The organism is Streptomyces sp. NPDC029159 (genome assembly GCF_055564055.1).
This window is the reverse complement of record NZ_JBVHWT010000018.1, coordinates 26,201-44,000: the sequence shown is the minus strand read 5'-3', so window position 1 is coordinate 44,000 and position 17,800 is coordinate 26,201. Positions and strand designations below refer to the sequence as shown.

General features: G+C 75.0%; 12 protein-coding genes. 6 read left to right on the top strand and 6 right to left on the bottom strand.

Annotation, left to right across the window (positions count from 1 at the left end; all coding sequences use genetic code 11):
* The first annotated feature begins 172 nt into the window (after window positions 1-172).
* The 3 genes from ACZ4U4_RS27670 (at window position 173) to ACZ4U4_RS27660 (ending at window position 4,865) form a co-directional block, all read left to right on the top strand.
* Window positions 173-2,236 carry a SpoIIE family protein phosphatase gene (locus ACZ4U4_RS27670; protein WP_467879632.1) on the top strand — a complete coding sequence of 688 codons (2,064 nt, stop codon included), beginning with the start codon at window positions 173-175 and terminating at the stop codon, window positions 2,234-2,236.
* Window positions 2,237-2,343: 107 nt separating this feature from the next.
* Window positions 2,344-3,744 (top strand): type I glutamate--ammonia ligase, encoded by a 1,401-nt coding sequence (locus ACZ4U4_RS27665; RefSeq protein WP_467879628.1) that lies wholly within the window; start codon window positions 2,344-2,346, stop codon window positions 3,742-3,744.
* On the top strand, window positions 3,738-4,865 hold the full coding sequence (locus tag ACZ4U4_RS27660; RefSeq protein ID WP_467879746.1) for an amidohydrolase family protein: 1,128 nt from the start codon (window positions 3,738-3,740) through the stop codon (window positions 4,863-4,865). Before ACZ4U4_RS27665 ends, ACZ4U4_RS27660 begins: the two co-directional genes overlap by 7 nt.
* A gap of 49 nt (window positions 4,866-4,914) precedes the next feature.
* On the opposite strand, the gene ACZ4U4_RS27655 is transcribed toward ACZ4U4_RS27660, so the two are convergent.
* Both ACZ4U4_RS27655 and ACZ4U4_RS27650 read right to left on the bottom strand, forming a co-directional pair.
* Window positions 4,915-5,760, bottom strand: a complete 846-nt coding sequence (locus tag ACZ4U4_RS27655) for an LLM class flavin-dependent oxidoreductase (protein ID WP_467879625.1) — start codon at window positions 5,758-5,760, stop codon at window positions 4,915-4,917.
* Window positions 5,761-5,923: 163 nt separating this feature from the next.
* Window positions 5,924-7,033, bottom strand: a complete 1,110-nt coding sequence (locus ACZ4U4_RS27650; protein WP_467879622.1) for an FAD-dependent monooxygenase — start codon at window positions 7,031-7,033, stop codon at window positions 5,924-5,926.
* A 268-nt stretch (window positions 7,034-7,301) separates the two neighbouring features.
* Here ACZ4U4_RS27650 and ACZ4U4_RS27645 point away from each other — a divergent pair, with 268 nt between their 5' ends.
* The 3 genes from ACZ4U4_RS27645 to ACZ4U4_RS27635 all read left to right on the top strand — a co-directional run bounded on the left by ACZ4U4_RS27645 (window position 7,302) and on the right by ACZ4U4_RS27635 (window position 11,507).
* Window positions 7,302-8,261: a GntR family transcriptional regulator gene (locus ACZ4U4_RS27645; RefSeq protein ID WP_467879619.1), complete on the top strand. Its 960-nt coding sequence runs from the start codon at window positions 7,302-7,304 to the stop codon at window positions 8,259-8,261.
* A gap of 49 nt (window positions 8,262-8,310) precedes the next feature.
* Window positions 8,311-9,609: an MFS transporter gene (locus tag ACZ4U4_RS27640; protein ID WP_467879616.1), complete on the top strand. Its 1,299-nt coding sequence runs from the start codon at window positions 8,311-8,313 to the stop codon at window positions 9,607-9,609.
* A gap of 506 nt (window positions 9,610-10,115) precedes the next feature.
* Window positions 10,116-11,507, top strand: coding sequence for an NADP-dependent succinic semialdehyde dehydrogenase (locus ACZ4U4_RS27635; protein WP_467879614.1), 1,392 nt, complete (start codon window positions 10,116-10,118; stop codon window positions 11,505-11,507).
* A gap of 121 nt (window positions 11,508-11,628) precedes the next feature.
* On the opposite strand, the gene ACZ4U4_RS27630 is transcribed toward ACZ4U4_RS27635, so the two are convergent.
* The 4 genes from ACZ4U4_RS27630 to ACZ4U4_RS27615 all read right to left on the bottom strand — a co-directional run bounded on the left by ACZ4U4_RS27630 (window position 11,629) and on the right by ACZ4U4_RS27615 (window position 17,792).
* The gene (locus ACZ4U4_RS27630) at window positions 11,629-13,797 is read right to left on the bottom strand and encodes a SpoIIE family protein phosphatase (RefSeq protein WP_467879612.1); all 2,169 of its coding nucleotides are present in this window, start codon (window positions 13,795-13,797) and stop codon (window positions 11,629-11,631) included.
* A gap of 239 nt (window positions 13,798-14,036) precedes the next feature.
* The gene (locus ACZ4U4_RS27625; protein ID WP_467879610.1) at window positions 14,037-15,269 is read right to left on the bottom strand and encodes a metallophosphoesterase; all 1,233 of its coding nucleotides are present in this window, start codon (window positions 15,267-15,269) and stop codon (window positions 14,037-14,039) included.
* 201 nt (window positions 15,270-15,470) lie between these two features.
* Window positions 15,471-16,049 carry a GrpB family protein gene (locus ACZ4U4_RS27620; RefSeq protein WP_467879607.1) on the bottom strand — a complete coding sequence of 193 codons (579 nt, stop codon included), beginning with the start codon at window positions 16,047-16,049 and terminating at the stop codon, window positions 15,471-15,473.
* 96 nt (window positions 16,050-16,145) lie between these two features.
* Window positions 16,146-17,792, bottom strand: a complete 1,647-nt coding sequence (locus ACZ4U4_RS27615; RefSeq protein ID WP_467879605.1) for an acyl-CoA dehydrogenase family protein — start codon at window positions 17,790-17,792, stop codon at window positions 16,146-16,148.
* Window positions 17,793-17,800 lie beyond the last annotated feature (8 nt).

Below are 17,800 nucleotides of genomic sequence, written 5' to 3'. Positions count from 1 at the left end.
CGTGTTGAGACCATCGCAACGATGAGTACTGTTTTCTTCATCTAAACCTGCTGTGAGCAGGGAATTTCTCGCGTTGCGCTCACTGACTGATGAGAAAGTCAGTCGTGATGCGTAAGAGGGCGGAGAGGTGGTCGAAAAGCCCCTTTACCGGGGCGTGTGGGACAGTGGCCGCATGGCTGACCGGGGAGCTCAGCGGCCCACCGTGTCGGTGCCGGACGACTGGCCCGCCCACCCGGATCTCACCCTTGCCCTCAACCACATGGGCGGATTCGACTGGGACCTCGACCGGGGGCTGCTGCACATGGACCCGCCCGCGCTGCGGCTCTTCGACATGCCCCCGCAGGCGTACGACGACCGGCCCGCCACCCTCGGCGACCGCATCCCGCCCGGCGAGGCCGCCCGCCTCGACGCCCTCGTCTCCCGCGCACTCAAGGACGGCAGCGACTCCTACGGCGCCTACTACCGCGCCCGCCACCGCGACGGCTCGCTCCACTGGATCCACAGCCAGGGCAGCATCCGCCGCGACGACACCGGCCGGCCCTTCCGCGTCATCGGCGTGGTCCGCGACGCCGAGGAGGAGTACCGCCACGCCGCCGAGCGGGTCGCCGTCGACGAGGAACGCCGCCGCCACACCGACGTCGTCCAGCGCACCACCGCCGCCCTCGCCCACGCCCGCACCGTCCACGACGTCATCGCCGTCCTCGCCGGCGACCAGGGGCTGAGCCGGCTGCGCGCCGAGAACGTCATCCTCGGGCTGGTCGAATCCGGCCGCATCCGGCTGATCTCCGAGGGCAAGGCCGGCAGCTTCGTCCCCGAACTCGGGCTCACCCGGATCGGCGACGAGTTCCCCATGAGCGAGGTGGTGCGCACCCTCACCCCGCGGTTCGTCGGCAGCCGCGCCGAGTTCGAGGAGTGCTACCCGCGCATCTGGCCCGCCGTCGAACCCCTCGACGTGGGCTCCGCCGCCTACCTCCCGCTGATCGCCCAGGGCCGCCCGATCGGCGTCATCGGCATCTTCTTCCGGCGCGAGTCCGACTTCGGCGAGCAGGAACGCGCCCTGCTGGTCGCCCTCGGCACCAGCATCGCCCAGAGCCTGGCCCGCGCCATGCTCCACGACCAGGAGCACGACCTCGCCGCCGGACTCCAGCAGGCGATGCTGCCGCGCCGCATCCCCGGCGTCCCCGGCGCCCAGATCGCCGTCCGCTACCGCTCGGCCCGCCTCGGCCGCGACATCGGCGGCGACTGGTACGACGTCATCCCGCTGCCGCACGGCCGGGTCGCCGCCGTCGTCGGCGACGTCCAGGGCCACGACACCCGGGCCGCCGCCCTCATGGGCCAGCTCCGCATCGTGCTGCGCGCCTACGCCGCCGAGGGACACGCCCCCGCCACCGTCATGGCCCGCGCCTCCGCCTTCCTCAAGGAGCTGGACACCGACCGCTTCGCCACCTGCGTCTACGTCGACGCGGACCTGAGCCGCGGCTCCGCCCGCTTCGTCCGCGCCGGGCACATCGACCCGCTGCTGCGGCACGCCGAAGGGCTCTGCCGCCCGCTGCCCGTCGCCGGGGGGCTGCCCCTCGGACTCTCCGCCGAATTCACCCGTCTGGATTACCCCGTCACCACGGTGCAGCTCGCTCCGGGTGACACGCTGCTGCTCTGCACCGACGGCCTCGTCGAGACGCCGGGCGTCGATCTCGGCGACGGCATCCGCGAGTTGGCCGCCGAGGTGCGCCGCGGCCCGCAGGACGTCCAGCGCCTCGCCGACCGCCTCTGCGACCTCGCCGACCGCGACCCCGGCGAGGACGACATGGCCTTCCTGCTGCTGCGCCGCCTCGGCGACCCGCACCACGACATCGCCGGCCGCGTCCGGCGGCAGATCGCCCCCGCCGACCCGGAGGGCCTGCGCGCCGCCCGCCACATGATCCGCTCCGCCGTCCGCGCCTGGGGCGCCGGGGACCGCTCCGAGGAGATCGAACTCGTCGCGGACGAGCTGATCACCAACGTCCTGCTGCACACCGACGGTTCCTGCACCGTCACCGTCGAGATGCCGCACAGCGCCGAACGGCGGCTGCGGCTGGAGGTCGAGGACGATTCCAGCAACCTGCCCCGGCGCCGCGAACCGGGCGAGGCCGGGGTCTCCGGACGCGGTCTGCTCCTCGTCGACCGGCTGGCCGATGTCTGGGGAGTGGAACCGCGGGGCGGCGGCAAGTGCGTATGGTGCGAGTTCAACTGCCCCTGAGCCAGGGCCACCCGGCAGGGCGCGCGGCCGACCCGCCCCGCGGGCGGACGCGCCCCGTGGGCACACCGGACGCCGAGACATCGGCACGCGCGAGGTAAGGACGCACCATGGAATCGCGGTCGGCACAACAGTCCGCACAGGCACCGCAGCTGGCGGCGCGGCTGGACGCCGAAGGGGTCCGCAACACCGCTCTGACCTGGGTCGACAACGCGGGCATCACCCGCGTCAAGGCCGTCCCGGCACACCGCCTGGAGCAGGCCGCCCGCCGCGGCGTCGGCATGTCCCCGGTCTTCGACGTCTTCACCTCCGACGACGCCATCACCGAATCCACCCACATCGGCGGCCCCGACGGCGATCTGCGGCTCTTCCCCGACCTGGACCGCCTCACCCCGCTCGCCGCACAGCCCGGCTGGGCCTGGGCCCCCGCCGACCGCTACGACCAGCTCGGCGCCCCGCACCCCGCCTGCCAGCGGCAGTTCGCCCGCCGGATGACCGAACGCGCCGCGGAGCACGGCCTGGGGCTGCGGATGGGCTTCGAGACCGAATGGGTCGTCACCCGCGCCCCCGAGCCCGGCAGTGCGGCCGCCACCGACCCGGACGCACCGCTCGACTTCCCCTGCGCCGGACCGGCCTACGGCATGACCCGGGTCGTCGAACTCTCCGACTACCTCCGCGACGTCACCGAGGCCCTCACCGTCCAGGGCCTCGACGTCCTCCAGATCCACCCGGAGTACGCGGCGGGCCAGTTCGAGGTCTCCACCGCCGCCGCCGACCCGGTGCGCGCCGCCGACGACGTCGTCCTCGTCCGCGAGACCGTCCGCGCCGTCTCGGTCCGCCACGGACTTCGCGCCTCCTTCGCCCCCACCGTCGTCGCCGGACTCGTCGGCAACGGCTGCCACCTCCACCTCAGCCTCCACCGCGACGGCCGCTCCCTGCACCGCGACCCCGCCGCCGCCCACGGCCTGGCGCCCGACGCGGCGGCGTTCCTCGGCGGTGTCCTGGAGGCGCTGCCCGCCCTCCTCGCCCTCGGCTGCCCCTCGCCCGCCAGCTATCTGCGGCTCCAGCCGTCCCACTGGGCGGGCGTCTTCCAGTGCTGGGGCGTGGAGAACCGCGAGGCCGCGCTGCGGCTGATCACCGGGGCGCCCGACGACCCGGACGGCGGCCACGCCGAGCTGAAGCCCTTCGACGCCGCCGCCAACCCCTACCTCGTGGTCGGCGCGGTCCTCGCCGCCGGACTGCACGGGCTCACCTGCGGCAGCGTGCTCCCCGAGCCGGTCAGCGGCGACCCGGGCGTCCTCGGCGTCCGCGAGCGCGGCCGCCGCGGCATCGTCCGCCTCCCCACCACCCTCACCGACTCCGCCGACCAGCTGGAGAAATCGGCGCCGCTGCGCGACGCGATGGGCGAGGTGCTGCACGGCGCGGTGCTCGCGGTGCGCCGTGCGGAGGCCGCGCGGTTCGCGGGCGAGGGCGACGAGGAGATCGCCGCCGAGACCCGGTGGCGCTGGTGAGGCCCGCGCCGCAGGACGGGCTGCCGCCGCTCGTCGACCACCACTGCCACGGCGTGCTCCGCCACCATCCGTCCGCGGACGAGTTCGCCGGATTCCTCACCGAGTCGGACCGGCCGGCCGCCCCGGGCACCAGCTACCTCGACAGCCAGCTGGGCTTCGCGCTCCGCCGCTGGTGCCCGCCGGTCCTCGGCCTGCCGCCGCACTCCCCGCCCGCCGACTACCTCGCCCGCCGCGCCGAGCTCGGCCCCGACGAGGCCCGCCGCCTGCTGCTCACCGCGGCGGGCATCGGCACCTACCTCGTCGACACCGGGCTGCCCGGACCGCTCACCGGCCCCGCCGAGACCGCGGAGTCCGGCGGCGGCACCGGGCACGAGGTCGTCCGCCTGGAGACGCTCGCCGAACGCGCCGCCCGGCAGGCCGCGGACGCCGAGGAGTTCCTCGACGCCCTGGCCCGCTCGGTACGCGACGCCGCGGCGCACGCCGTCGCCTTCAAGACCGTCGCCGCCTACCGCCACGGCCTCGCCCTGGCGTCCCACCCGCCGGGCCGGGACGTGGTGCACGCAGCCGCCCGCGCCTGGCTGGCCGCCGGGGAGTACCGGCTCACCGACCCGGTCCTCCTGCGCCACCTCCTCGAACTCGCCGTCGCCACCGGCCTGCCGCTCCAGCTCCACTCCGGCTTCGGCGACCCCGACCTGCGGCTGCACCACGCCGACCCGGCCCTGCTCACCGACTTCGTCCGGGCCACCGCCGACACCGGCACCCCGCTCGTCCTGCTGCACTGCTACCCGTACCACCGCCAGGCCGCCTACCTGGCGGCCGTGTACCCGCACGTCTACGCCGACGTCGGCCTCGCCCTCGGCCACACCGGCGCCCGGGCCACCGCGGTGCTCGCCGAATTCCTGGAGCTGACCCCGTTCGGCAAACTCCTCTTCTCCACCGACGCCTACGGCCTGCCCGAGCTGTACACCGTCGGCAGTGCCGTCTTCCGCACCGCGCTGCGCACCGTCCTCGACGACTGGACCCACCACGGCGCCTGGTCGTACGAGGACGCCGCCCGCGTCGCGGCGCTGATCGCGGCGGGCAACGCGCGGCGGCTGTACGCACTGGCGGACGGCCCCTGAGGCGTGGCCGTGCCGGGGCGGCGGCCTCCCGCAGGCCGCCGCCCGCGGCTCACCGCCCGACCGCGTCGGCGAGCAGATCGATCTGTTCCGGGCCGCCGCCGTGCGGGAAGAGGAGGAGTTCGTCGCAGCCCGCCTCGGCGTAGGCCGCCACCTCGCGGGCGACCGCCTCGGGCGTGGCCAGCCCGGCCTCGATGCTCTTTTGGACGTAGGTGCCGGAGGTGTAGTACCGCGTCAGGCTGGTGTGCAGGCGCTGCTCCGCGTCCGGGCCCAGGGCGAAGTGGGCCGTCCCCACCAGCCGCGGCGCGCCCGCCCGGCCCGCCGCCCGCCACGCCTGCCGGACGCCCGGGACGTGCGTACGGAAGTTCTCGACCCCCTGGGCACCGGCCACCCAGCCGCTGCCGTGGGTGACCATCCGCCGCAGCGCGACCTCGGTGAAGCCGCCCAGCAGCAGCGGGGGACCGCCGGGTGTGGCCGGGCGCGGTCCGATGCCGTCGGAGTCCCGCCACTGTGCGGTGGCCGTCTCCAGCAGGGCGTCGAACAGCTTGCCGCGGCGGCGGAAGTCGAGCCCGCCCGCCCGGTAGTCGTCCTCCCGGGCGCCGGGGGCCAGGCCCAGGACGAGGCGGCCCCCGGAGAGCCGGTCGAGTGTGGCGGCGGACTTGGCGAACAGCGCGTGGTTGGCGCGCAGCGGGGCCAGCAGGATGGTGGTGGTCAGCCGGATGCGGGAGGTGGCCCCGGCGGCGACGGCCAGGGCGGTCAGCGGCTCGTACTGGTCGTAGACGAGCCGGTCGGTGCTGCCGAGCGTGGTGAAGCCGCGCGCTTCGGCGTGCCGCGCCCAGTCGGCGATCGACAGCTGCGGATCGGGGCGCAGTACCGGCAGTCCGATGCCGATGTCCATGGCTCGTACTCCTCCCGGCCGGGCGGGACGGTCCGGCCTCGTCGTGGGCGGGCGGGCAGCCGCTCGGCGGTTCCCCGGTGACGCTCGCGCGGCCTTCGCACGCTACCCGGCACCGGCCCGGCGGCAGGCGCCACGCCGCCGGGCCCCGGGGAGCGTCACCCCGTCAGCCGTCCAGCCGCAGCCCGTTCTTGGCGCGGTCCATCGCCTCGTCCGGGGCCGGGCCCTCCGGATGCTCCGTGGCCAGCGCCTGGTTGAGCGCGGCGAACGGGCGCAGCCGCCGCTCGTAGCCGGCGAACGCGGCACGGTGGTCGCCGCCGGCCCGGCCCACCTCCTCGGCGAGGACGTACGCCCCGGCCAGCGCCAGGCTGCTGCCCTGCCCGGAGAGCGGGGACGGGCAGTGCGCCGCATCGCCGAGCAGCACCACCCGCCCCGCCGACCAGCGGTCCATGCGGATCTGCGCCATCGCGTCGAAGAAGAAGTCCGGCGCCTCACCCATCGCGGCCAGCAACTGCGGCGCCGGACCGCCCAGATGGCCCAACTTCTCGGCGAGGAGCGCCTGCTGGGCGGCGGTGTCGTGCCGGTCGAGGGCGAGCGGCGCGGAGCGGAAGCCGAGGAGGGTGCGGAGTTCGGTGTTGCCGCGGGTCGGGTAGACGCACAGGCTCGCGTCCCCCTCCCGCAGCCAGATCTGCCAGTCCGCCAGGTCGAGGAAGTTGGCGGCACGGAAGACGCCGAGGTAGGCGCCCAGGTGGTGGACGTACCGCTCCTCCGGGCCGAAGGCCAGCCGCCGTACCGTCGAGTGCAGCCCGTCCGCGCCCACCACCAGGTCGAACGTCCGCCGCCGCCCGCCGAGGAAGTCGACCCGCACCCCGTCCTCGTCCTGCTCCAGGGCGGTCGCGGAGTCGTCGAAGAGGTACTCCACACCGTCCTGGGCGTGCCGGTGCAGCAGCGCGGTGAGGTCGTCGCGGAAGATCTCGATGTCCGGGCTGTCCAGCCGCCCGGCGCTCCAGGTCGCCTCGGTCGACCGCCACTGCTCGGCGCCCGTGCCGTCCAGCATCGACATCCCGCGCATCGTGGTCCGCAGCGCCCGCGCCTCGGCCAACTGCCCACCGCGCTCCAGCACATCGAGCGCGACCCCGCGGACGTCCAGCGCCTGCCCGCCCGGGCGCAGGCCCGGGGCGCGCTCGACGACGGTCACCGTGCAGCCGGCCCGGCGCAGCCAGTGGGCCGCGGCGAGCCCGGCGACGCTCGCTCCGGAGATCAGTACGGACGTCATGGGATTCCCCCTCCATCGGGTGTACGCGGCGGAAGCGCGGCGTACGCAGCACAGGAATGTACGGCGTACGCGACGCCTGTACCACCCCCTTGAACTGCCTGTTCGCTGCCTCAACTGCCCTGTGTGTACTAGGACATGGAGAGGGGTGCGGACGTTCCCGCAGGTGGTCTCTGTGCTAGTACAGGGGCGGCGCGCGGGCAGAATTTCCGGAAGGATCGCGGTGGTGCGCCCGTACCGGGCGGGGCGCCGCACACGGAAGGAGCAGGACGTGGCCGAGCGCCCCGACCCGCCGTACCTGCGGATCGCCGCCGCGCTGCGCCGCCGCATCGAGAGCGGTGAACTGGCCCCCGGCGACCGGGTACCGGCCACCCGCCGCCTCGCCGAGGAGAGCGGCGTCGCCCTCGCTACCGCGACCAAGGCGCTCACCGTCCTCCGCCAGGAGGGGCTGATCCACGCCACCGGACGCACCGGAACCGTCGTCGCACCCCGGCCCGCGCCGCCCGCACCCCGCCGCACCGCGCCGATGCCGCCCCCGGCCACCGCGCCCGCTGCGGACCCGGGGCGGGACCGCCTCGTCCGCGCCGCCGTCGCGCTCGCCGACGCCGAAGGGCTCGCCGCCCTCTCCATGCGCGCCGTCGCCGGCCGCCTCGGCGTCTCCCCGATGGCCGCCTACCGCCATGTGCGGGGCAAGGACGAACTCGTCGCGCTGATGACCGACACCGTCCTCGGCGAGCTGGACCACCCGCGCACCCCGGCGCCGTGGCGGACCCGGCTGGAGGAGGGCGCCCGCGCCCTGTGGCGGGTGCACCGCGCACACCCCTGGCTCGCCCAGACCGGTCCGCTCACCCGCCCCCAACTGCTGCCGCGGCTGCTCGCCTACTCCGAGTGGATGCTCGACGCCCTCGACGGCCACGGACTCGACGCGGCGACCGTCCTCGACCTCAACGCCCTGCTCTACAGCCACATCCAGGGCCTGGCGGTGCACGCCGAGCGCGAGGCACACGCCGCCGGGCAGACCGGGCTGACCGACGAGGAGTGGCTGGACGCCCAGGAGCCCGCGATGTCCGCGCTGCTGGGCTCCGGCGCGTACCCCACGCTCGCCCGGCTCCTCGACGAGGTGCGGGAGGACGGCTACGACCTGCGGCTCGACGGGCTCTTCGAGCGGGGGCTGCGGGCCCTGCTCGACGACATCGACCGGCTCGTCGCGGAGTGCGCCCCGCCCGTCTGACGCCGCCGGGCGGGGCCGCGAAAACAGCTCGCCGTCCGGCCGGGTGGGCATGCTTTACTTCCGCGTGCCCGATGCAACGAAATCCCCCGCGGACCCCGTACCGCTGCGCTCCCGCATATTCGCCGACCTCACACCGTTGCGCACCTCACCGGACTACCGGCGGCTGTGGTGCGGCAACACCATCTCCTGGATGGGCCAGCAGATGACCGCCCTCGCGGTCTCCCTCCAGGTCTACGACCTCACCCACTCCACCTTCGCGGTCGGCCTGGTCGGCCTCTGCTCCCTCGTCCCGCTCGTCGTCTTCGGTCTCTACGGCGGTGCCATCGCCGACACCGTCGACCGCCGCACACTCGGCCTCTACAGCGCGTCCGGCGCCACCGTCCTCTCCGTCGTGCTGGCCGCCGCGGCGCTCACCCACCGCCACCATGTCGTCCTGCTCTACGGGGTCGTCGCGCTCCAGGCCGTGTGCTTCGCGATGAACTCCCCGGCGCGGTCGTCGATGATCCCGCGCCTGCTCCCCGTCGAGCAGCTGCCCGCCGCCAACGCCCTCAACTCCCTGACCAGCAACCTCGGCCTGATGGGCGGCCCGATGCTGGGCGGCGTCATCGTCGGGCTGTGGGGCTATCAGGCCGCCTACCTGATCGATGTCGCCGCCTTCGGCGCCTCCCTCTACGCGATGTGGCGGCTGCCCTCGATGCGGCCCGAGGAGGGCGACGGCGACGGCACACCGCGGCGCCGCGCCTCCGTCCTGGACGGGCTGCGGTTCCTCGCCACCCGCCCCAACCTGCGGATGACGTTCTTCACCGACCTCGCCGCGATGGTGCTGGCCCAGCCCCGCGCGCTCTTCCCCGCCGTCGCGGTGCTGTGGTTCGGGGGCGATGCGAAGACGGTGGGGCTGCTGGTCGCCGCGCCCGCCGTCGGCGCCGTCCTCGGCGGACTGTTCTCCGGCTGGCTCGGCGGCATCCGCCGCCACGGTCTGGCGATCCTGCTGGCCGTCGGCTCCTGGGGCGCGGCCGTCGCCTGCTTCGGTCTGGCCCGCAACCTCTGGCTCGGCCTGTTCTTCCTCGCCGTCGCGGGCTGTGCCGACACCGTCTCGATGGTCTTCCGCTCCACCATGCTCCAGGCCGCGACGCCGGACCGGATGCGCGGCCGTCTCCAGGGCGTCTTCATCGTGGTCGTCGCGGGCGGCCCCCGCCTCGGCGACTTCCTCGCCGGTTCGACCGCCTCCCTGACCTCCCCGGCGGTCGCCGTCATCGGCGGCGGCCTCGCCTGCGTCCTGACCGTCACCGCCCTCGGCCTGGGCCGCCGCGCCTTCGCCCGCTACGACGCCCGCGACCCGCAGCCGTGAGGGGCGGCCCGCCCCCGGCCGGGCGTGCGGCGCGGCCGGGAACGGGCCAGACTCGGAGACGGGGAGACCCGCGCACGCAGCAGTCCAGCTCCGAAAGGCACGCCGTGCAGCCGCAACCGATCCCGCACCGCCCCCGGGCGCGCGGCGGCCCGGTGACGTCCGGCGACCCGGACCACGGGCGGCAGGGCCCCGCCGCGACCGAGCCGGCCACCCCGCCACGGCCCGGGGGCCCGGACCCGCTGCCGCCCGATCCCGGCGGTCCGCCCCCGGACCCGGACGGCCCGTACCCGGAGCCCGGCGGGCCGCCGCCCGGCCCCGTCCCCGAACCACCGCCGGGGCCCGTACCGGGGCCGCCCGGACCCGAGCCCTCGCCGTCCCCGATCCCGCGCCCGCCGGGGCCCGATCCCGTACCGGACCCCTCACCGGCCCCGTCGCCGCTGAGCTGACCCGGCGCGCCCGCACCACCGCCGAGCCGATCGTCCCGTCCCATCGAGGAGGTGCTGTTCATGGCCATCGCCACGGTCAACCCGGCCACCGGCGAAACGCTCAAGACCTTCGAACCGCTCAACCCGGGCGAACTCGAAGACCGGCTGGTCCTCGCCGAGCAGGCGTACGACACCCACCGGCTCACCTCGTTCGCCACCCGCGCCGGGTGGCTGCACAAGGCCGCCGACCTGCTGGACGCCGACCACGAGACCGTCGCCCGCACCATGACCACCGAGATGGGCAAGACGCTCGTGGCGGCCCGCGCCGAGGTCGCCAAGTGCGCCAAGACCATGCGCTGGTACGCCGACCACGCCGCCGTCCTCCTCGCCGACGAGCACCCCGATCCGGCCGACGTCCGCGACTCCGGTGCCGCCCGCGCCGTGGTGCGCTACCGCCCGCTGGGCGTCGTCCTCGCCGTGATGCCGTGGAACTTCCCGCTCTGGCAGGTCGTACGGTTCGCCGCGCCGACCTTGATGGCCGGCAACACCGGGCTGCTCAAGCACGCGTCCAACGTGCCGCAGACCGCCCTCTACCTGGAAGAACTCTTCCGCCGGGCCGGCTTCCCGGCCGGCTGCTTCCAGACCCTGCTGATCGGCTCGGGCGCGGTGGAGGGCGTACTGCGCGACCCGCGGATCGCGGCCGCCACCCTCACCGGCAGCGAACCGGCCGGCCGCGCCGTCGCCTCCGTCGCGGGCGACGAGGTCAAGAAGACGGTGCTGGAACTCGGCGGCAGCGACCCGTACGTCGTGCTGCCCTCCGCCGACCTCGACGCCGCGGTGCGGGTGGCGGTCACCGCCCGGGTCCAGAACAACGGCCAGTCCTGCATCGCCGCCAAACGCTTCATCCTGCACGCCGACATCCACGACGCGTTCGCCGAGAAGTTCACCGCCGCGATGGCCGCGCTGACCGTCGGCGACCCGATGGACGAGAACACCGACGTCGGCCCGCTCGCCAGCGAGCAGGGCCGCTCCGACCTGGAGGAGCTGGTGGACGACGCGGTCCACCGCGGCGCCACCGTGCTCTGCGGCGCCCGCCGCCCGTCGCGGCCCACCGCGGGCTGGTTCTACGAGCCGACGGTCCTCACCCACCTCACCCCCGACATGCGCATCCACCACGAGGAGGCGTTCGGCCCGGTCGCCACGCTCTACCGCGTCGCCGACCTCGACGAGGCGGTGGCGCTCGCCAACGACACGCCCTTCGGCCTCAGCTCCAACGCCTGGACCCGCGACGAGGCCGAACAGGAGCGCCTCGCCCGCGATCTGTGCGCCGGCGGTGTGTACTTCAACGGCATGACCGCCTCCCACCCGGGCCTGCCCTTCGGCGGCGCCAAGCGCTCCGGCTACGGCCGGGAGCTGTCCGGCCACGGCATCCGGGAGTTCTGCAACATCACCACGCTCTGGTACGGCCCGTAGGGCCTGCTCCCCGGACCCCGGCCGCCGCGCCTGCTCAGCAGGGCGGCGGCCGGAACCGTACCGGGTGGGGCGCCGGATCCTTTGCGGGGCGGGCGGCTCAAGGGGCGGAGGAAGGGAGCGGTCACCCCGCGTCCGCCGCCCCGTCCCCGTCCGGCGACGCCTCCCCGTCCGGCACCACGAACTCGCACCACAGCGCCTTGCCGGAGCCGCGGGGCTCGGCGCCCCAGGAGTCCGCCAGCGCCTCCACCAGCATCAGACCGCGTCCGGACGTGGCGGTCTCGCCGGGGCTGCGGCGCCGGGGCCACTGGCTGGAGCGGTCCTCGACCTCCAGCCGGATCCGCCGCGGCTCGCCCGCCAGCAGCTCCATCGTCACCAGCGCCCCGCTCTCCGTGTGCGTCAGCGCATTGGCGATCAGCTCGCTCGCCGCCACCTCGATGTCGTACATCACCGGTCCGGCCCGCCACTGGTCCACGGTCCGCCGCAGCGCCGAGCGGACATCGGCGGCGCCCGCCGGATCGGCCTGGTGGACATGGAGCCGCAGCCGCGGCAGCGTGCTGCCGCCCGGGTCCGGCACCCGCCGCAGCAGCAACAGCGCCAGATCGTCCTCCGACCCGGGCGCCGCCCACAGCAGCTCCGCCAGCTGATCGGCGAGCGGCCCCAACTCCTCGGGCCCGGCGCGGACCGCCGCGGTCAGCGCGTCGATACCGACCGAGATGTCCTGCCCCGGCTGCTCCACCAGCCCGTCGCTGCACAGCAGCAGCGTCGAGCCGGGCTCCAGGAACAGCTGGGTCTCGGGGAAGTGGTCGTGCCCGAACGCGGAGGCCACCCCGAGCGGCAGCCCGCCGCGGACCTCGGGCCAGTCCACATGCCCCGAGCCGTCCCGGATCAGCGGCCCCAGATGCCCGGCCCGCGCCACGTGCAGCGCACCGGAGTCCAGATCCGCCTGGACGTAGGTGCAGGTCGCGAAGCGGTCGGTCTCCAGCTCCGCCAGAAACCGCGAGGCCCGCACCAGCACCGTCTCCGGCGGATGCCCCTCACTCGCGTACGCCCGCAGCGCGATCCGCAGCTGCCCCATCACCGCCGCCGCATGGGTGTCGTGCCCCTCGACGTCGCCGACCACCAGCCCCGTGCGGCCCTGCGGCAGCGCGATCACGTCGTACCAGTCGCCGCCGATGTCGCGGCCCACGCTCGCCGGGTGGTACCGCACCGTCACCTCGCCGCCGGGTATCTCCGGCACCCGGCGCGGCAGCATCGTCGCCTGGAGTCCGGTCGCGAACTCCCGCTCCTGGTCGAAGAGGGTCGCCCGCTGCAACGACTGCGCCACCACACCGGCCAGCGCCAGCGCCAGGTTCCGCGCCTCGGCGGACTGCCCCGACGGCTCGTTGCCGAACAGCCCCAGCGCCCCGATGACGGTGTCCTGCGCCACCAGCGGCAGGAACGACGCGCTGCCCGGCGGCAGCATCTCCCCGTACGGGCGCAGCCGCGGGAAGCGGGCGATCATCTCGCCGCGGGTGCGCAGAAAGCTGGGGCGCCGCGACGCCACCGTGTCCGAGAGCGGCAGCGTGTCGTCCAGCCGGGAGCGCAGCATGTCCTCCGGTACGTCGCCGTCGAGACCGGTCGCCGCGATCACCTCGAACCGGCCGCCCGCCACCAACCCCAGGACCAGCGCGTCCGCCCCGAACCGCCGGGCCCCGCCCGGACCGGTCAGCACCCGCGTCACATCCGCCACCGACATCGCCCGCGCCAGCGCCGCCGTGGTCTGCTGCACCATCACCGTCTGCCGCTGCCGCTCCTGCTGCAACGACCGCAGCAGCGCCGAGTCCGCCAGCTCGTTCGACGCCTCGCGGACCACCCCGATCACCCGGTACGGCAGCCCGTCCGCGTCGTGCAGGATCCGGCCCTGGGAGTGCGCCCAGTGCATCGTCCCGTCGCGGTGGCGCACCCGGAAGTACGCGCCGTACGAGGCGGCGCCGTCCTGGAGCGCCAGCGACAGCGCCCGGTCCAGCCGCGCGCCCTCCTCCGGCGGCACCCGCGAGGACAGCGCCAGGGGCTCGCCGTTCCATTCGTCGGCCCGCAGGTCGTAGAGGCGCAGCGCACCGTCGTCGAGGTCCATGTGGCCGCGGGCCAGGTCCCAGTCGAACGTGCCCATGAGGTTGAGATCGAGGCGGCGGCGCAGCCCGATCGGCTCGTGGTGCGAGACGCCCGGCACCTCCTCGGGCACCGCGCGGACGCCCGGGGCGGCCAGCGGGTCGTAGCGGCGCCCGGGACCGTCGCCGCTCCCGGCGGTCACCGAAGCGCCCGTCGCCCGATTGCCACGGGCGTACGGGAACGGGGGAGGGACGGCGCCGCGGCCCGGTCCGGGCGGTGCGGCGCCGCGCGGGAGTGCGGGCCCCGGGCCCGCGGCCGCGCGCCGTTGACCTGGGCCGATATCCACCGGGACGCGGCCATGGGCTCACCCTAGGCCGGGGCGCGGCCCGCCGCATGTCCCGCTGCCCCGCCCGGGGCGCGGGGCCCGCAGGCTGCCGGGACCTACGCCGGTGCGCCCGCCGGCACCCCGCCGACCGGCGTCGTGGTGCGGATCCGGTGGGCGCGGGTGGCCTTCCGGGTGGCGACGTCGACGGTGTACGCATCGAGCGTCAGCGCGGTGCCCGACACCTTCAGCAGCATGAAGCCGTGGTCGGAGAAGTTCTGCCAGGCGGCCGGGTGGCCGAAGTGCGCGGTGCCGTCGCCGGTCTTGCCGGACGCGCCGCACACCACCTGCCGGGTGCCGCCGGTGCGCGCCGTCGGCTCCAGCAGCTGCGAGGTGTGGTCGTGCCCGGAGAGGATCAGATCGGCGCGCCCGAGGACGACCTCCTCGTACATCTCCTTGAGGTGGACGCCGCTGGTGTAGTGGCCGATGGTGAAGCCGTCGTACGCACCGGCGCTGCCGTGCTTGCCGTTGTTGAGGTACGGGTGGTGGCCCAGGACGATCTTCCAGCGGGCCCGCGAGGCGCGCAGCGCACCGTCCAGCCACTCCCGCTGCCCGCGCATGTACGGGCCGTCCCAGCGGTAGCGCGGGTCGATCTGGGCGACGTACGACGACCACGGGATGGTGTCGATGGCGAAGAACTCCACCAGCGGACGGTCGGCGGGGACCGGCACGCTGTAGTAGCGCTCGGGCATGTACCAGCGGCGGGAGGTCGCCGCGTACGCCACCTCGCGGTCGCCGCGGGACGGGTCGCCGCCGCTGCCCGGTATCAGCCCGGAGCAGTCGTGGTTGCCCAGCACCATCAGCCACGGCACGTCGATACCGGCGTTCGGCTTCTCGAACTTGTCCTGGAACTCCGTGTCGTGGTCGGATTCCGGCCCGTTCTCGTAGAGGTTGTCGCCGAGCCCGACGGCCAGCTCCACGCCCTCCGCGCGGCAGACGTCCCGCGCCGCGGCGGCCACCGCGTACTGCGCCTCGTCGCCGGTGCCCGCGTCGCCCGTCACCAGGACGGCGAACTCGCCCTCGCGGTTGGGGCGTTCGGGGAAGGGGAACGCGCCGGGCGCACCGCCGCGGGGTGCGGCGGCGGCCGTGCGGTCCCCGGCGCCGAGCGGCAGCACACCGAGCGCGGCGCCGGCCACCGCGCCGCCCAGCAGCGTCCGCCGGTTCACCCACGGCACGGTGCGGCCCGTCGTCCGCATCCCGGGCGCGCCCGCCGCGGGCCGCACGGTCTCGTCCCGCAGCCACTGGTCCTCGGTCAGGTCCGCGCGCGGCGGGATCAGTTCGTCGTCACACATGCCTCGTTTTTTCTCATGGGCGAGGAGGCCGATGGTGAAGGTCCGATGAAGGCGAAGTGGACGTATGTACGACACCGGGTGCCGGGTGAGGGGGTTGTCGGTGCACTCGATGCCATACGGGTCGTGGGGGCGTGGCCGCCGCGGTGCGGCCGGTGGCGGATTCTGAACCGCGCCTGCCCGGGGGGCGGTGGCCGTCCGTTCTCAGGACGGCTGCCACCCCGTCGCGGCCGCCCAGCGCTCGGCGCCGCGCATCAGCGCCTCGGTGGCCGGTTGTTTGATCTGCCCGTAGGCGGCGAGGTCCGGGACGTGTGCGGCCAGCCGCTGTTTGAACGTGCCCCAGGCCCGGCGGGCGTCCGCGTCCGCACACAGATGGTCACGGAAGAGCAGCGCGAAGCGGGCGGTGGGCCCGCCGTGCTCCCGCAGGTGGATGTTGCACCGGCGGGCGCCGACGGGCGGGGCGAAGACCAGCTTGCGGCAGCGCCGGCCGGCCGCGGCCTCGGTGCGGTTCCACGGCTCGGGGCGGCGCCGGAACCCGGCCGCCGTCAGCCGCGCCGTGGCCCGTGCGGCACACTCCTCGTCGAGCGGCGCCGTCCGCACCTGGATGTCCAGACAGTCCTTGGCCGCCAGCCCCGGCACGGAGGTGGAGCCCACATGGTCGACCGCGACCGCGAGATCTCCCAGCAACTCCCGCAGCCGGGCGGCGTGCTCGGCGAACTCCCGCGGCCAGCACGGCCGGTAGGCGACCACGGCGACCGGGGCGAGTTCATCGTCGAAGGGCATGACCGGACGCTACCGCCCCGGCGGCCCGGCCGCCCCCTCCCGGTGCGCCCCGCGCCGCCGTGTCCGCCGGGCGCACCTCCGTCCACCGTCCGGGCCTCAGTGCGCGTCGCCGGTACGGGTGCGCTCCAGGATCGCCGTGAGATCCGTGCCCGGCGGCAGGGTGCCGAAGGCGTTGCCCCACGCCCCGTCGAGCCGGGAGGCGCAGAACGCGTCGGCGACCGCCGGGGAGCTGTGCCGCACCAGCAGCGCACCCTGGAGCACCAGCGCCATCCGCTCGGCGACGGTCCGGGCCAGCAGCTGCGCGCGCTCCGGGTCGGCCAGCTCGCCCAGCAGCTTCCGCAGCGCCGCGGCGGCCGCGTCCAGCCGCCGGTCGGCGCCCGCGGCCGCGTCGATCTCCGCGAAGTACGCCTCCAGCGCGTCCGGTTCACGCTGCAGGGCGCGCAGCACGTCGAGCGCCGCGACATTGCCGGAGCCCTCCCAGATCGACAGCAGCGGCGCCTCCCGGTAGAGCCGCGGCATCCCGGACTCCTCGACGTAGCCGTTGCCGCCCAGGCACTCCAGCGCCTCGCCCACATGCGAGCTGCCGCGCTTGCACACCCAGTACTTGGCGGCCGCCAGCGCCAGCCGCCGCAGCGCCGCCTCCCGCGCGTCCCCGGCCTGCGAGCGGTCCACGGCGGCCGCCAGCCGCATGCCCAGCAGCGTCGCCGCCTCCGACTCGACCGCGAGGTCGGCGAGGACGGAGCGCATCAGCGGCTGGTGGTCCAGCGACCGGCCGAACGCCTGCCGGTGCGCGGTGTGGTGCAGCGCCTGCCGCAGCCCGGCCCGCATCGCGGCGGCCGATCCCAGCACGCAGTCCAGGCGGGTCATGTTGACCATCTCCACGATGGTGCGCACCCCGCGCCCCGGCTCACCCACCGGCCAGGCCACCGCCGCCTCGTACTCGATCTCGGCCGAGGCGTTGGAGCGATTGCCCAGTTTGTCCTTGAGGCGCATCAGCCGCAGCCCGTTGCGGCTACCGTCCGGCAGGACGCGCGGCAGCAGAAAACAGCCCAGACCCTCCGCCGTCTGTGCCAGGGTCAGGAAGACATCGCTCATCGGCGCGGAGGTGAACCACTTGTGGCCGGTGATCCGGTAGCTCCCGTCGGCGGCGGCCACCGCGCGGGTGGTGTTGGCACGGACGTCGGAGCCGCCCTGCTTCTCCGTCATCGACATGCCCGCGATCAGGCCCGACTTGGTCAGCGGCGGCCGCAGCCCGAAGTCGTAGACCCGCGAGGTGAGCAGCGGTTCGTACACCGCCGCCAGCTCGGGCGCCGCCCGCAGTGCCGGGACGGCCGCGTACGTCATCGAGATCGGGCAGCCGTGGCCCGGCTCCGCCTGGGACCAGAGGTAGAACTTCGCGGCGCGCACCAGATGGGCGCCGGGCCGGTCGTCCGCCCAGGGCGCGGCGTGCAGCCCCTGCTCCACGGCGACCGTCATCAGCTGATGCCAGGCGGGGTGGAAGGTGACCTCGTCGACGCGGTGGCCGAAGCGGTCGTGGGTGTGCAGCCGGGGCGGGACCTCCTCCGCCCAGCGGGCCTGCTCCTGGACGGCCGCCGTGCCCGCCAGCGCGCCGAGTTCGGTCACCTCCCGCTCGCCCCATCCGGCGCCTTCCCGGCGCAAGGTCTCCAGCAGGGCCGGCTCGTCCGCGGCGGTGAAACCGGTCAGCGGCGGCGGCTGATTCACGACTTCATGAGTGACGGTCATACCTCGAC